Source organism: Rhodococcus indonesiensis (assembly GCF_047782815.1).
Lineage (GTDB): Bacteria > Actinomycetota > Actinomycetes > Mycobacteriales > Mycobacteriaceae > Rhodococcus > Rhodococcus indonesiensis.
Genome location: NZ_CP180630.1, coordinates 2,350,949 through 2,366,281 on the forward strand (window position 1 = coordinate 2,350,949; position 15,333 = coordinate 2,366,281).

The window sequence follows — 15,333 nt, forward strand, 5'->3', positions numbered from 1 at the left end:
GTGGCCCGTGTGTTGATCGCCGCGGCGTTCGTGCCGTCCCCACCCCTGCTCGTTCCCGAGCTGACCGGCTCCGCGGCCACCGAGACCGCCGACCTGCGCGCCGCCGTGCTCGCCGTCGGGGCGGAACTGCGTGCCGCCGCGCGGTGGGTCGTCGTCGGTGCGGGCACGGACGCGTCGGACGTTCCGGACACGGCCGTCGGAACGTTCCGTGGCTTCGGCGTCGACCTGGTCGTCGCGCTCGGGCCGGCGGCCACGGGGACCCCCGATCCGCAGCTGCCGTTGCCGGCGCTCATCGCAGGCTGGCTGCGCGACCGGACGGCGCCGGTCGTGCGCGCCACCACGCACGTCGTGCCGGCCGGGACGAGCCCGCAGGACTGCGCCCGGCTCGGGCGACGGCTGCGCAGCACCCTGGACGCGGACCGCACCCCGACGGCGCTGCTCGTGGTGGCCGACGGCCCCGCCACGCTCACCGCGAAGGCCCCCGGCGCCTACCATCCGGAGGCGCAGAACCTGGACGAGGCGCTCGGCGTCGCCCTGGCGGTCGGCGACGTCGCCGCCCTCGCCGCGCTCGACCCGGCACTGTGCGCCGAGACGGTCTGCGACGGCCGCGCGGCCTGGCAGGTGCTGGCCGCCGTGTTCGGTCCCGACGGACCGGCGTCGGCCGCCACGACCCACTGCAGCGCACCGTACGGGGTCGGATACCACGTGGGGATGTGGCGGCCGTGAGCGCCTACTCCATCCGCCCGGTCGCCGTCGTCGGCCCGACGGCCACCGGAAAGTCCGACCTGGGCCTGGATCTCGCCGAGGAACTCGGCGGGGAGATCGTTAACATCGACGCCATGCAGCAGTACCGCGGCATGGACATCGGCACCGCCAAGCTGGCCGTCGGCGAGCGTCGCGGCATCGCCCATCATCAGCTCGACGTCCTCGATGTCACCGAGACCGCCACGGTCGCCCGGTACCAGCAGGCCGCGACCGCCGACGTCGAGGCGATCCGGGCGCGGGGCGCCGTGCCGATCATCGTCGGCGGCTCGATGATGTACGTCCAGGCGCTCCTGGACGAGTGGCAGTTCCCCGCCACGGATCCGCAGGTCCGGGCCAAGTGGGAGGCGCTGCTCGCCGACGAGGGGGTGGGCGCGGTGCACGACGCGCTGCGCCGGGCCGACCCGGTGGCCGCGGCGACGATTCTGCCCACCGACGGCCGCCGCATGGTTCGCGCACTCGAGGTGGTCGAGCTCACCGGGGCGCCGTTCGCGGCGTCGCAGCCGCAGATCGGCGAACCCCGATGGGGGACGGTCGTGATCGGGGTGGACCGGGACACCGTGGCGCTCGACGACCGGATCGCGCGGCGCACGGACCGGATGTTCGAGCAGGGACTGGTCGACGAGGTCGCGGCCCTGTGCGACCAGGGGCTGCGCGAGGGTGTCACGGCCCGCCGGGCGATCGGGTACGCGCAGGTGCTCGAGTACCTGGCCGGGGACTGCGACCTCGCACACGCGCGAGAACGCACCTTCATCGGGACCCGGCGCTATGTGCGCCGGCAGCGCTCGTGGTTCCGCCGGGACCCGCGGGTGCACTGGATCGACGGCGCGGATCCCGGGCTGCGGGACGTGGCGCTTCGAGTTCTCGCCGGGGCGGACCGTCGATAAGGTGGCGGGCATGGACTTCAGCAAGGGCCACGGCACCGAGAACGATTTCGTGATCCTTCCCGATCCGGAGGTGCGGATCTCCCTCGAGCCGAAGCGGGTGGCGGCGTTGTGCGACCGTCGTCGCGGTCTCGGCGCCGACGGCGTCCTGCGCGTCGCGCGGGCGGGGGCGCTGGTCGACGCCGGGGTCCTGCCCGCGCTGCCGGAGGGGACGGCCGCCGACGACTGGTTCATGGACTATCGCAACGCCGACGGGTCGATCGCGGAGATGTGCGGCAACGGAGTGCGGGTGTTCGCCCACTTCGTCACGGCCGGCGGGTTGGAATCCCGCGACGCGTTCGTCGTCGGCAGTCGCGCCGGCGGCAAGCCGGTGCAGGTGCACAGCGCCGACGCGACGCACGGCGAGGTCACCGTCGACATGGGCGTGGTGCGCGAGCTGGGCGAGTCGACCGCCACCATCGAGGGCCGGGTGTACCGCGGTCTGGGCATCGACGTCGGGAACCCCCATCTGGCCTGCGTCGATCCGCACCTGACCGCGGCGACCCTGGCGGCCCTGGACCTGTCCGGTCCGGGTTTCGACCCCGGTTTCTTTCCCCAGGGCGTCAACATCGAGTTCCTCACGCCGATCGCCGCGGGCGCGGTGGACATGCGGGTGTACGAGCGGGGCGTGGGGGAGACCCGGTCCTGCGGCACCGGCACGGTCGCGGCCGCCGCAGCGGCGTTGCGCTTCGACGGTGCCGACTCCGGAACCGTCCGGGTGCACGTCCCCGGTGGGGCGGTGCAGGTGCGCATCGAGGACGGCCGGGCCGCGCTGCGCGGCCCCTCGGTGCTGGTCGCATCGGGCACGATCGGCGACCACTGGTGGGACGGTCTGGGCTGACTGTCACTGCGACACCGCGACGTCGCCGGGTTTCGCCCTGCGCGGACACCCGGAAAGTCGCATGCGTCGGCGCGCCCGAAGTGGGACGATGGTCGTGTATGACGAACACACCACGAAACGAATCGGCCACCGACGACACGGACCGTGTCCCCGGCTGGGCCGCCGCCGACCCGTCGGTCGGCGAGATGCAACTCGAGGACCGCAGCGCCCTGCGCCGCGTCGCCGGGTTGTCCACCGAACTCGAGGACATCACCGAGGTCGAATACCGGCAGCTGCGCCTCGAGCGGGTCGTGCTCGTCGGGGTCTGGACCGGAGGCACCGCGGTCCAGGCCGAGGCGAGTCTCGCCGAGCTCGCCGCCCTGGCCGAGACCGCCGGTTCCCAGGTGCTCGAGGGCCTGATCCAGCGCCGGGACCGTCCCGACGCCGCGACCTACATCGGTTCCGGCAAGGCCGAGGAACTGCGCCAGGTGGTTCTGGCGACCGGCGCCGACACCGTCATCTGCGACGGCGAGCTCACCCCCGCGCAGCTGACCGCCCTGGAGAAGATCGTCAAGGTCAAGGTCATCGACCGCACCGCGCTGATCCTCGACATCTTCGCCCAGCATGCGACCTCCCGCGAGGGCAAGGCACAGGTGTCGCTCGCGCAGATGGAGTACATGCTGCCGCGGCTGCGCGGGTGGGGCGAATCGATGTCGCGGCAGGCCGGCGGCCGTGCCGGCAGCAACGGGGGCGTGGGTCTGCGTGGTCCCGGTGAGACGAAGATCGAGACGGACCGTCGCCGTATCCGCGAGCGGATGGCCAAGCTGCGCCGCGAGATCAAGGCGATGAAGTCCGTTCGGGACACCAAGCGCACCCGGCGGATGCGCAACCGCATTCCTTCGGTCGCGATCGTCGGCTACACCAATGCCGGCAAATCGAGCCTGCTCAACAAGCTCACCGGTTCCGGAGTGCTGGTGCAGAACGCGTTGTTCGCGACGCTCGATCCGACCACCCGCCGCGCCGAACTCCCGGACGGGCGCGAGTACGTGCTCACCGACACCGTCGGGTTCGTGCGGCACCTGCCGACCCAGCTCGTCGAGGCGTTCCGTTCGACCCTCGAGGAGGTCACGGACGCGGACCTGCTGCTGCACGTCGTCGACGGGTCCGACCCGCTGCCGACCGACCAGATCAAGGCGGTGCGCGAGGTGATCACCGACGTGCTGCGCGAGTCCGACGCGCCGCCGCCGCCCGAGCTGATCGTGGTGAACAAGGTCGACGCCGCAGACCCGTTGACCATCACCGAACTACGTGCCCTGCTCCCCGACGCGGTATTCGTCTCGGCGCGCAGCGGTGCGGGACTCGACGACCTGCGCGAGCACCTCGCTGCGCTGCTCGAACACCCGGACGTCGAGGTGAAGGTGCTGCTGCCGTACACCCGGGGCGACCTGCTCGCGCGGATCCACTCGGACGGGCAGGTCCTGACCTCCGCGCACGAGGTGGACGGTACGCGCGTACACGCCCGCGTGCCGCTGGCCCTCGCGTCGGCCCTGGTCGAGTACGCCGCCTAGTGCGCGGCGCCCTCGTCGCTCTGGCGGTCGCGGCGGTGTCGGCGCCGGTCGCCACGGCACAGACCACGACGGCCCCGGCCGCCGAGGTCGACGGGGGTGTGCTGTGCACTCCCACCGACCCTGCCCTCGCGGAACTCTCGGGCCTGGCCGTCGCCGGGGGGCGGCTGTTCGCGGTGCCGGACGCCGGCGCCGACGAGGCCGTCTTCGAGCTGGGGGACGACTGCGCGGTGCTGCGGCGCATCCCGCCGGCCGTCGACCCGTACGACGTGGAGGACCTCGCCGCGGGTCCGGACGGCCGGCTCTGGCTCGGCGACATCGGCGACAATCGCGCCGCCCGCGAGACCGTCGCGTTGATCTCGGTCGACCCGGATACCGGCGCGGGGAGTCTGCACCGCCTCACCTACCCCGACGGTCCGCGCGATGCGGAGACGCTGCTCCTGCCCCGCGACGGGGTGCCGCTGATCGTCTCCAAGCCCCTGTTCGGCAGCGCCGGCATCTACCGGCCGGCCGGCGGACGGAGCGTGGACGAGCTGCCGGAGCCGGGGCCGGTCCCTCTCGAACGCATCGGGACCCTCACCCTCGGTCCCACGGACACCCCCGGCGGACCCGTCGGCGGGGCGTCCTCCACGCTGGTCACCGGTGGCGCGGTCGGTCCCGACGGCACCGTCGCCGCTGTGCGCACGTACACCGACGTCCACCTCTTCCACGCTCCCGACGGCGACGTCGTGGCGGCGCTCGCGGCGGGACCGTCCCTGCGGGTGCCGGTGCCCGGCGAACCCCAGGGCGAGGCGGTGGCCTTCACCGCGGCCGGGGATCTGCTGACCGCGTCCGAATCCGCCGGGGGTGCCCTGCCGGCGGTGCGGGTGTGGCGTGATGTGGTGACCCTCTTCCGGCCCGCGGCCGCGCCGGAGCCGGCGCAGACCCCGCAGGGCGCGATGCCCGCGGCGATCGCCGCGGGCATCGTGGTGGTCGCCGCCGCTGCCGGCGGGCTGTGGCGACGGTCCTCGCGCCGGCGCCGGGGCTGAGGTCAGGCGTCGAGGTCCGCGGCCACCAGCTCGGCGATGCGGGCGAGCACGTCGGCGTCGTCGCTGGTGACGGTGACCTCGGTGCCCTGGGTGGCGCCGAGCGTCATGACGAGCAGCGCCGAGCCCGCGTCGACGGGTTCGCCGCCGTCCACGGCGAGGGTCACCGGGACGCCGGAGGCGACCACGGCTTCGGCGATGATCCCGGCCGGCCGCGCATGCAGGCCGATGGACGAGCCGACGGTGACGGTGGTGCTGGGCATGAGAACTCCTTCGGGGTAGGGACGGTCGTCGATCGGATCGGGCGACGTCGGATCAGGCGACGGCGGGCTGGGCCGCGGTGTCGCTGCTGCGCAGGTGGGCGGGTCGGTGCACCTCCTTGGCCAGGGTCACGCAGAGCGCACCCACGACGGTGCCGGCGGCGAGGGCGACGAGGAACCACAGCAGGTTGCCGATGGCGAAGAACACGAAGATGCCGCCGTGCGGGGCGCTGAGGGTTGTCCCGGTGGCCATCACGATCGCACCGGTGACGGCGCCGCCGGCCATCATGGACGGGATCACCCGAAGCGGGTCCGCCGCCGCGAACGGGATCGCTCCCTCGGAGATGAACGAGGCGCCGAGCAGCCAGGCGGCCTTGCCGTTCTCCCGCTCGGCGGTGCTGTAGATTCCCGGCCGCAGAGTCGACGACAGCGCCATCGCCAGCGGCGGCACCATACCGGCGGCCATCACGGCCGCCATGATCTGCAGCGAGGCGTTGTTCGAGACGTCGAGCCCGGCGACGGCGAAAGCGTAGGCGGCCTTGTTGACCGGGCCGCCGAGGTCGAAACACATCATCAGGCCGAGGATCACGCCCAGGATGACGACCGAGGTCCCGGACAGGCCGTTGAGCCAGTTCGTCAGGCCCGAGGTGATCGCGGCGAGGGGCTTGCCGAGGACGAGGAACATCAGGGCGCCGACAGCGAGGGTCGCGAACAGCGGGATGATCACCACCGGCATCAGGCCGCGGGCCCACACCGGGACGGGGATGCGACCGACCCACAGCGCGGCGAAACCGGCGATTATGCCGCCGACGAGGCCGCCGATGAATCCGGCGCCGACGAACACGGCCACCGCACCGGCGGTGAAGCCGGGTGCCAGGCCGGGCCGGTCGGCGATGGCGAAGGCGATGTAGCCGGCCAGTGCGGGTACCAGGAACGAGAACGCGAGCGAGCCGAGCTGGAAGAGCACGGCGCCGAGGTAGGTGGGCAGGCCACCGGCCGGCAGGTCGGCGAGCGAGTTGTTCACCACGATGTCGGCGGCGGAGTCGGTGATCTCGTATCCGCCGAGCAGGAAGCCGAGGGCGATGAGCAGGCCGCCCGCGGCGACGAACGGAATCATGTAGCTCACGCCGGTCAGCAGGATCTGCCGCAGCCGGATCCCCCAGCCCACCTCGCCGGAGGAGGGTTCGGCGGCGGCGGCAGCAGCGGCGGCGGCCGCGTCGACGGTACTCGCGGATGGATCCTTCGCCGCGCGGACGGCCTCGGCGACCATCACGTCGGGCTCGTTGATGGCTCGTTTGACGCCCGAGGCGATGACCGGTTTGCCCGCGAACCGTTCCCGGTTCTTCACACCGACGTCCGTGGCGAAGATGACGGCGTCGGCGCCGGCGATCACGGACGCCGGCAGCGGGGTGCTGCCGCTCGAGCCCTGGGTCTCGACCCGCACCGTGACCCCGGCACGCTCACCCGCGGCCTTGAGGGCATCGGCGGCCATGTAGGTGTGGGCGATCCCCGTCGGGCAGGCAGTGACAGCGACGATGGTGCGCTCGGCGGTCGCGGGGGCCGGCGTGGGTTCGGTGACGGGAACGGGTGGGGCAGGTTCGGCCGCCGCATCGGCAGCCGCAGTGGTGGTCGGCGCGGGCTTCGGCAGCACTCCTTCGACCAGCGCGATCACGTCCGCGGCAGTGGCGGCCTCGCGCAGCGACCCGACGAAGTCCGGCCGCACGAGCGCCCGGGCGAGCGACGAGAGCAGCTTCATGTGCTCGGCACCGCCCCCTTCCGGGGCGGCGATCAGGAACACGAGGTCCGCGGGTCCGTCCGGGGCGCCGAAGTCCACCTTGGGGGACAGCCGCGCGAAGCCGAGCGATGCGGTGACGACGGCGTCCGCGCGGCAGTGCGGGATGGCGATCCCACCCGGCAGGCCGGTGGCCGACTTGGCCTCCCGGTCCAGGGCGGCGGCCGTCAGTGCCGCCGCGTCGGTGGCGCGGCCGGCGTCGGCGAGCCGCGCGGCCAGCGCGGCGATGACCGACTCCTTGTCGGCGCCGAGGTCTGCGTCGAGTGCGATCAGGCCGTCGTCGATGATCGCGGGCCCGGAGGCGGGGCCGGAGGCGAGGTCTGGCATGGCGTGTCCTTACTGGTGGTGAGGGAGGGCCGGGGAGGGGGTGCCGAGGGGGCGGGGACGGATCGGGGTGACCTCGACGGCGCCGGTGTCGACGTCGTCGGGTCCGGGCAGCGTGGTGCCGGGGAGGGCCACGGCTGCCGAGCCGTATGCGACAGCGTGGCGGAGCCGCTCGGCGGGATCGAGTCCGGCCAGCTCCGCGACGAGATATCCGGCGAGGGAGGAGTCGCCGGCGCCGACGGTGCTGCGGGCGGTGACGGGGCCGGGTACGGCGTGCCAGGCACCGTCGGCGGTGACCAGGACCGCGCCGGCCGCACCGAGTGTGGCCAGTACCGCCCCCACGCCACGTTCGACGAGCCGGCGTCCCGCGGTGACGACGGGTCCGGTGTCACCGGCGGCCGCCGCGGATTCCAGGGTGGTGGCGTCCGCGCCGGTGAGTTGCGCGAGCTCGTCCGAGTTCGGCTTGAGCAGATCGGGTGCGGCATCCGGGAACCCGGCCGCGAGCGACAGCAGGGGAGCCTCGGAGGTGTCCACGGCGATTCGGCAGGCCGACCCGTCTACGGCGGCACGAACGGAGCGGACGAGGTCGGCGTACCAGTCGGCGGGCACGCCGGGCGGAAGAGATCCGGACATCACCAGCCAGTGAGCGGCGGCGGCGGTGTCGACGACGGTGTGGCGCAGCGACTCCAGTGTGCCGTCGGTGTACGCGGGCCCGGGTTCGTTGAGTTTGGTGGTGGTGCCGTCGGGCTCGGCGACGGTGATGTTGCTGCGGGCGGGACCCCCGGTCGGCACGGCGCGGTAGCCGATGCCGTGGTCGTCGAGTGCGGTGAGCAACGGGTCGCCGGTGTTTCCCGGCAGGACGGCCAGGACCGGTCGTCCGGCCGCGCGGAGCACCCGGGCGACGTTGACGCCCTTGCCGCCCGGGTCCACGCGGGTGGCGGCGGCGCGGTGCACGGCACCGCGGACGAGCGGGCCGGTCAGCGCGACCGTCCGGTCCAGGCTGGGGTTGGCGGTCAGCGTGACGATCATGCCGTCACCACCTCGATTCCGTTGTCGGTGAGCTCTTTGCAGTCGGTGTCGTCGATCTCGGTGTCGGTGACGAGCACGTCCACGGCGTCGACCGGGGCGAAGCTGATGAGGTGCTGTCGGCCGATCTTGGAGGAGTCGGCGAGGACCACGACCCGGTCGGCGCAGCGCACCATCGCACGTTTTACGGCGGCCTCGTCCGGGTCGGGAGTGGACAGGCCGTGGCCGACGCTGAACGCGTTCGTGCCGATGAAGGCGACGTCGACGTGCAGCGCGCGGAGGAACCGCAGCGCGTCCTCGCCGACCGTGGCCTGCGTGATCCCGCGGACCCGGCCGCCGAGCATGTGCAGATGCACCGATCCGAGGCCGGCGAGCCGTGCGGCGATGGGAACCGAGTTGGTGACCACCTCGAGGTCGACGTCGGCGGGCAGGGCCGCCACCAGGCGGCCGGTGGTGGTGCCGGCGTCGAACACCACGCTGCCGCCGGCGGCGGGGAGGTACCGGGCTGCCGCGGCCGCGATCCGGTCCTTCTGTGCGGCGTGGGTGTGCTCGCGCTCGTTCAGCGCGGGCTCGGTGACGGTGAGTGCGGCGGTGGGGATTGCGCCGCCGTGCACGCGGCGCACATGTCCGAGCCGTTCGAGCAGGGCCAGATCCCGGCGGACGGTCTCGGTGGTGACGCGGAAACGGGTCGCGAGATCGGCGACGGACATCCGTCCCCGTCGGCCGATCAGCTCGGCTATCGCCTGCTGCCGTTCCTCCGCGTACACACCGGGCTCCTTGCTGCTGAATGTTGTTTCATGTTGTTTTACGCCCGTATGTGTTGACATGTCAATGGTTCGGAGTAATCTCGATCACAGAGTTACCCCGGACGCACATCCCGACACACCGGGCGGCGAGGAGGAGACATGGAGAAGGTGATCCCCGCAGCGGCGGCGATCTCGATCGTGCGGGGCACGCCGGTCGTGCCCGGGGTTGCCTACGGGCCGGTCGTACGCCCCGCGCCGCGGCCGCAGATTCCCACCACGTTCGAGCGCATCCCGGACACCGCGCGCGACGCCGAGGCCGAGCGCTTCCGGGTGGCTGCCGCCGCGGTCGCGGATCGGCTGCGCGGTCGCGCCGGCCGGGCCTCGGGCGCCGCCGCCGAGGTCCTGCTCGCCAACGCCCAGCTCGCCGAGGACCGCGGGTGGCTCGGCGCCGTCGCCGCGAAGATCCGCAACGGAGCCGGCGCGATCGAGGCCGCGGTCGGCGCCACCGATCAGTTCGCCGACATGTTCACCAAGCTCGGCGGGCTGATGGCCGAGCGCGTCACCGATCTTCTCGACATCCGCGACCGGGTGATCGCCGAACTCGCCGGCCATCCGGAACCGGGTCTCGACCTGCCCGACGAGCCGTCCATCCTGCTCGCGGAGGATCTCGCCCCCGCCGACACCGCGGGCCTCGATCCGACCCGGGTGATCGGACTCGCCACCACCCTCGGCGGGCCCACCAGCCACACCGCGATCATCGCCCGCCAGCTCGGTATCCCCTGCGTGGTCGCGGCGGCCGACCTCGACACCGTCCCCGCCGGCACCCGCGTCCTGCTCGACGGCGCTGCCGGTGAGCTCCGCCTCGACCCCGACCCCGACGAGGCAGCGGCCGCCGTCGCCGCGGACCGCAGCGAGCAGGCGCGCGTCGCGTCGTGGGCCGGTCCGGGCACCACCGAGGACGGGCATCGCGTCGAGATCCTCGCGAACGTCCAGGACGGTGCCGGTGCCCGCGCGGCCCGCGCGACCCCCGCAGAGGGGGTCGGGCTGTTCCGGACCGAGCTGTGCTTCCTGGACCGGGAAACCGAGCCGACCGTCGAGGAGCAGGCGGAGATCTACGCCGAGGTGTTCGGCGCCTTCGCCGGCCGCAAGGTCGTCCTGCGGACCCTCGACGCGGGCTCCGACAAACCGCTGCGCTTCGTCAACCATCCCGACGAGCACAACCCGGCACTCGGCCTGCGCGGTATCCGGATTGCGACCGCCACCGAAGGTCTGCTCGACCGGCAGCTCGACGCCGTCGCCGCCGCGGCCGAGCGCACGAGCACCGAGCCCTGGGTGATGGCACCGATGATCGCGACTGTCGCCGAGGCCGCGCACTTCGCCGCCGCCGTCCGTGCCCGCGACCTCGTGCCCGGGGTGATGGTGGAGGTGCCGGCCGCCGCGCTGCTCGCCGAACGCCTCCTCGAACACGTCGACTTCCTGTCGATCGGCACCAACGACCTCGCGCAGTACACGATGGCCGCGGACCGCATGTCGCCCCACCTCGCGTCCCTCACCGACCCGTGGCAACCGGCCGTGCTGGCCCTGGTCGCCCGCACCGCCGCCGCCGGACGCGCCGCCGGCAAGCGAGTCGGGGTGTGCGGGGAGGCGGCCGCAGACCCGTTGCTCGGCTGTGTCCTGGCCGGCATGGGCGTCACCTCGTTGTCGTGTGCCGCCGCGGCCGTCGCCGGTGTCGGGTCCCGCCTGGCCGCGGTGACCCTCGACCGCTGCCGCGAGGCCGCGGACGAGGTCCTTCGCGCCGTCGACCCCGGCGAGGCCCGCGACGCGGCGGCCCGCGTACTCGCCTGACGCACGTGATCGGCGCCGGGAGCCACCGACGCGACCGGACCGGGGACGCCTACCATTCCCCGTTGTGAAGGAACAACTGAGGACGCGGACGGCCGGATTCGGCTGGACCCTGCACGGCGACGGGCGTCGCGTTGCCGACGGCGAGGTCGTCGCCCCGGACGAACGGCTGTCCTGGCCCCGCACCGTGGGCATCGGCATGCAGCATGTCGTCGCCATGTTCGGCGCGACACTGCTCGTGCCGACGATCACCGGCTTCCCGGTCACCACGACGCTGCTCTTCTCCGGCATCGGCACTGCCCTGTTCCTGCTGATCACCCGCGGGCGGGTACCCAGCTACCTCGGCTCGTCGTTCGCGTTCATCGCACCGCTCACGGCCTCGGCCGGTGCGGGCCCCGCCGCCCAGCTCGGCGGCATCGTCGCCGTGGGCCTCGCTCTCGGGCTCGTCGGGCTCGTCGTCAAGGCGTCGGGATCCCGCGTCGTCGACGCACTGATGCCCCCGGTGGTGACCGGCGCGATCGTCGCGCTCATCGGCTTGAATCTCGCGCCGGTCGCGGTCGGGTCCTTCGAAGCGCAGCCGCTCGTCGCGGCGATCACGCTGACCGCCATCCTGCTGGTCACCGTGCTCGGCCCCGGCCTCCTCGGTCGCCTCGGCATTCTCGTCGGTGTCGTCATCGGCTGGGTGTTCGCCGCCGTCACCGGCGGACTCGCCGAGGAACGCGTCACAGCCCTCCGTGACGCCGCGTGGTTCGGCCTGCCCGAGCTGCGCGCCCCGGCGTTCGAGTTGTCCGTCGTACTGCTCGCCCTGCCTGTCGTGGTGGTGCTCGTCGCCGAGAACGTCGGCCACGTCAAGGCCGTGGCGGCCATGACCGGACGAAACCTCGACGACGTCGCCGGCGACGCCCTGCTCGCCGACGGCCTCGCCACGACCCTCGCCGGAATCGGAGGCGGGTCGGGCACCACCACCTACGCGGAGAACATCGGCGTGATGGTCGCGACGCGGGTGTACTCGACCGCGGCGTACTGGGTGGCCGCCGCAACCGCCGTGGTCCTCGCCTTCTCGCCGAAGTTCGGTGCCCTCGTCTTCACCGTCCCCGACGGGGTGCTCGGCGGCGCCACCCTGGTGCTGTACGGCCTGATCGGCATTCTCGGCGTGCGGATCTGGATGGAGGCCGATGTCGACTTCACCGATCCGGTCAACCTCACGGTGGCCGCCGCCGCGCTGGTGGCCGGGATCGGCGATCTCACCCTCACCGTGGGCTCCGTCGAGCTCGGCGGCATCGCGTGGGGCTCGATCGGCATCCTCGTCGCCTACCCGATCCTGCGCCGGGCGGCGGATCTGCGCCGTCCGGCGCCCGGCGCGTCCGGTCACAAATAACGCTCGTTCCTGTCAGCGTCAGACGGGCCTTCCGATGTCTACCGTGAGCGTGACGTACGTCATCGGATACAGGAGCGCACATGGAACGCACCCTCTTCGAGCCCGAGCACGAACTCTTCCGGGAGTCGTACCGGAAGTTCCTCGAGCAGGAGGTGGCTCCCTTCCACGAGCAGTGGGAGCAGGACAAGATCGTCGACCGTGAGGTCTGGAAGAAGGCCGGCGCGCAGGGCTTCCTGGGCATGGCAGTGCCGGAGGAGTACGGCGGCGGCGGTGTCGAGGACTTCCGCTACAACACGATCGTCACCGAGGAGACCACCCGCGGAGGATTCAGCGGCATCGGTTTCATGCTGCACAACGACGTCGTGGCCCCGTACCTGCTGAAGCTGGCGGACGAGGAGCAGAAACGGCGCTGGCTGCCGGGATTCTGCTCCGGTGAGATCATCACTGCGATCGCGATGACCGAGCCCGGCACGGGCAGCGATCTGCAAAGCATCAAGACCCGCGCAGTGCGGGACGGCGACGAGTGGATCCTCAACGGTTCCAAGACCTTCATCACCAACGGCATCAACGCGGACCTGGTGATCGTCGTCGCCTGCACCGATCCGGAGAAGGGCGCGCAGGGTTTCTCGCTCCTCGTCGTCGAGCGCGGGATGGCGGGCTTCGAGCGGGGCCGCAACCTCGACAAGATCGGCCTCGCGGCGCAGGACACTGCCGAACTGCACTTCACCGACGTGCGGGTGCCTGCCGCCAACCTCCTCGGCGAGGAGGGCATGGGCTTCATCTACCTGATGCAGAACCTGCCCCAGGAACGTCTGTCGATCGCGGTGGTGGCGGCGGCGGCCATGGAAGCGGTGCTCGAGGACACGATGCAGTACTGCCGCGACCGCAAGGCATTCGGCAAGTCGATCGGCAGCTTCCAGAACACCCGGTTCGAGCTGGCCGAGCTGGCCACCGAGACCACCCTCGCGCGCGTCTTCGTGGACAAGTGCATCGAGCAGCTCAATGCCGGCACCCTGAGCGTGCAGGAGGCGGCGATGGCCAAGTACTGGACCACCGACAAGCAGGTCGAGTTGATCGACCGCTGCCTGCAGCTGCACGGCGGATACGGCTACATGCGTGAATACCCGGTCGCGAAGGCGTATCTCGACGCCCGCGTGCAGAAGATCTACGGCGGCACCAACGAGATCATGAAGGACATCATCGGCCGCGGTCTGAACCTCTGATCCCACCCGGGAACGAGCAGGGCGGCGCCGCGGATCGCGGCGCCGCCCGTGCATGTTCGGCGGAAGTGGCGAGGTCAGATCTTGCGGATCACGGTCACGACCTTGCCGAGGATCACCGCGTCGTTGCCCGGGATCGGTTCGAACATCGGGTTGTGCGGCATCAGCCACACGTCGTTGTGTACGCGCTTGAACGTCTTCACGGTCGCTTCGCCGTCGAGCATCGCGGCGACGATGTCCCCGTTGTCCGCGACGTTCTGCTGGCGCACCACGACCCAGTCGCCGTCGCAGATGGCCGCGTCGACCATCGATTCGCCGACGACCTTGAGCAGGAACAGCGAACCCTGCCCCACCAGTTCTCTCGGGAGCGGGAACACGTCCTCGACGGACTCCTCCGCCAGGATCGGCCCGCCCGCGGCGATCCTGCCCAGCACGGGGACCATGGCAGCCGACGTGGGGGACCCGGCGGCGACGTCGACTCCGTCCACCGGCTGTCCCTGCGGCGCCGGCGGCTGCGAATCGTCGAGGCCGCGCACGTCTACCGCGCGGGGACGGTTCGGATCGCGCCGGAGGAAACCCTTGCGCTCGAGGGTGCGCAGCTGGTGCGCCACCGACGAGGTGGAATTGAGGCCCACCGCGTCGCCGATCTCGCGGATGCTCGGCGGGTAGCCGCGCTCGGTGACCGATTCGCGGATCACCTCGAGGACGCGGCGCTGGCGTTCCGTCAGGCCGACGGCCGGATCCGCGGTGGTCGTCCGGCTCCGCCCGGCCGGGGGATGGCCGTCCGTCATGTCGTGACCTCCGTGCGTCGTGGGTCGGATGTGCTGGATGTGATGGAACGAATCTAGCTCTCCGCGGCCCGGTTATCAAACATCTGTTCGACGTTTTCCGCCCGTTGTGCTGACTTTGCCGGGCCGACGTGGTACACATCGAACATACGTTCTTTCGAACACGTGATCGAACAAACGTCGACCGAGCGATAACCGAAGTTCCGCCGCGGGTGCTGTCCCGCGGACGAGTGACACGCGCGAGTGACACGGAGGCCTCGATGAGGACATCAGCAGTGCGCCGGACCGAACGGAACGACCCGCAGTTCGACGACCCCGGGCCGCACGACACCGGCGGCGGGGCACGCCGTGCCGGGACGACGCATCTCGTGCGACGCCCGCACGAGGCGGCAGACCGCCGGCTCCCCGTCCGTCCGGACGCGGGGATCGTGGACTACCGGCGCGTTCCGGTCCGGGTCTCACGCGTTCCGCACCGGCCGGCCGAGGTCACGCGCACCCGCCCGGGCGCCGTACTGGCGACGGCGCTGCTGACCGCGCTCGTGACTGCGGGACTGCTCGGCATCGCGCACCTGCGCACCAGCCAGGTCGCGGCCGGCGCCGCACGCACCGAGGTCACCGTCGTCCAGGCGGGCGAGTCGCTCGGCGACGTCGCGGCCCGGGTGGCTCCGGGTGTGTCCCGGTCCGAGGCGATCGAGCGGATCCTCGACCTCAATGCCATGCCGGACGGCCGCCTCCGCACCGGCCAGACCCTGCTCGTCCCGGCGTCCGCGCCGCGGTGACGTGGCATGGGCAGGCAGGCACCGGGTTCGGCCGACGACCCGGGTATGCAGGTATTGTCGACTCTTGTCAGTGACACCACCTC

Annotated in this window: 14 protein-coding genes; 9 read left to right on the plus strand and 5 right to left on the minus strand. The window is 72.1% G+C overall.

Going from position 1 to position 15,333, the window contains the following annotated elements; all coding sequences use genetic code 11:
• Window positions 1-9: 9 nt before the first annotated feature.
• From ACM26Y_RS10990 to ACM26Y_RS11010, 5 genes are all read left to right on the plus strand, one after another.
• Complete coding sequence (locus tag ACM26Y_RS10990) at window positions 10-726, plus strand: hypothetical protein (protein WP_416063429.1); 717 nt, start codon at window positions 10-12, stop codon at window positions 724-726.
• Window positions 714-1,649, plus strand: coding sequence for a tRNA (adenosine(37)-N6)-dimethylallyltransferase MiaA (gene miaA / locus ACM26Y_RS10995; RefSeq protein WP_416063430.1), 936 nt, complete (start codon window positions 714-716; stop codon window positions 1,647-1,649). Before ACM26Y_RS10990 ends, miaA begins: the two co-directional genes overlap by 13 nt.
• Before the next feature lie 10 nt (window positions 1,650-1,659).
• On the plus strand, window positions 1,660-2,526 hold the full coding sequence (gene dapF / locus ACM26Y_RS11000; RefSeq protein WP_371383044.1) for a diaminopimelate epimerase: 867 nt from the start codon (window positions 1,660-1,662) through the stop codon (window positions 2,524-2,526).
• Window positions 2,527-2,624: 98 nt separating this feature from the next.
• Window positions 2,625-4,073: a GTPase HflX gene (gene hflX / locus ACM26Y_RS11005; protein WP_003935621.1), complete on the plus strand. Its 1,449-nt coding sequence runs from the start codon at window positions 2,625-2,627 to the stop codon at window positions 4,071-4,073.
• Window positions 4,073-5,098, plus strand: a complete 1,026-nt coding sequence (locus tag ACM26Y_RS11010) for a hypothetical protein (protein ID WP_416063431.1) — start codon at window positions 4,073-4,075, stop codon at window positions 5,096-5,098. The genes hflX and ACM26Y_RS11010 overlap by 1 nt, the downstream gene beginning before the upstream one ends.
• Window positions 5,099-5,100: 2 nt before the next feature.
• Here the strand turns inward: ACM26Y_RS11010 and ACM26Y_RS11015 are convergent, their stop codons facing one another.
• From ACM26Y_RS11015 to ACM26Y_RS11030, 4 genes are read right to left on the minus strand one after another with little or no spacing between them, the layout of a single operon-like run.
• Window positions 5,101-5,358, minus strand: coding sequence for an HPr family phosphocarrier protein (locus tag ACM26Y_RS11015; protein WP_003935619.1), 258 nt, complete (start codon window positions 5,356-5,358; stop codon window positions 5,101-5,103).
• 52 nt (window positions 5,359-5,410) lie between these two features.
• Window positions 5,411-7,474 (minus strand): fructose-specific PTS transporter subunit EIIC, encoded by a 2,064-nt coding sequence (locus ACM26Y_RS11020; protein WP_371383042.1) that lies wholly within the window; start codon window positions 7,472-7,474, stop codon window positions 5,411-5,413.
• Between the two features lie 9 nt (window positions 7,475-7,483).
• Entirely contained in the window at window positions 7,484-8,500 is a 1,017-nt protein-coding gene (pfkB, locus tag ACM26Y_RS11025; RefSeq protein WP_003935617.1) for a 1-phosphofructokinase, read from the minus strand.
• Window positions 8,497-9,264, minus strand: a complete 768-nt coding sequence (locus ACM26Y_RS11030; protein ID WP_416063432.1) for a DeoR/GlpR family DNA-binding transcription regulator — start codon at window positions 9,262-9,264, stop codon at window positions 8,497-8,499. The genes pfkB and ACM26Y_RS11030 overlap by 4 nt, the downstream gene beginning before the upstream one ends.
• A 138-nt stretch (window positions 9,265-9,402) precedes the next feature.
• Between ACM26Y_RS11030 and ptsP the strand changes: the two genes are divergently transcribed.
• From ptsP to ACM26Y_RS11045, 3 genes are all read left to right on the plus strand, one after another.
• Entirely contained in the window at window positions 9,403-11,088 is a 1,686-nt protein-coding gene (ptsP, locus tag ACM26Y_RS11035; RefSeq protein WP_416063433.1) for a phosphoenolpyruvate--protein phosphotransferase, read from the plus strand.
• Window positions 11,089-11,152: 64 nt separating this feature from the next.
• Window positions 11,153-12,463, plus strand: coding sequence for a uracil-xanthine permease family protein (locus tag ACM26Y_RS11040; RefSeq protein ID WP_416063434.1), 1,311 nt, complete (start codon window positions 11,153-11,155; stop codon window positions 12,461-12,463).
• An 80-nt stretch (window positions 12,464-12,543) separates the two neighbouring features.
• A complete protein-coding gene (locus ACM26Y_RS11045; protein WP_416063435.1) occupies window positions 12,544-13,686 on the plus strand; it encodes an acyl-CoA dehydrogenase family protein in 1,143 nt (380 codons plus the stop codon).
• Window positions 13,687-13,760: 74 nt separating this feature from the next.
• On the opposite strand, the gene lexA is transcribed toward ACM26Y_RS11045, so the two are convergent.
• Complete coding sequence (gene lexA, locus ACM26Y_RS11050; RefSeq protein WP_371383037.1) at window positions 13,761-14,474, minus strand: transcriptional repressor LexA; 714 nt, start codon at window positions 14,472-14,474, stop codon at window positions 13,761-13,763.
• Between the two features lie 257 nt (window positions 14,475-14,731).
• On the opposite strand from lexA, the gene ACM26Y_RS11055 reads away from it, so the two are divergent.
• A complete protein-coding gene (locus tag ACM26Y_RS11055) occupies window positions 14,732-15,250 on the plus strand; it encodes a LysM peptidoglycan-binding domain-containing protein (protein WP_416063436.1) in 519 nt (172 codons plus the stop codon).
• The last annotated feature ends 83 nt before the right edge of the window (window positions 15,251-15,333 follow it).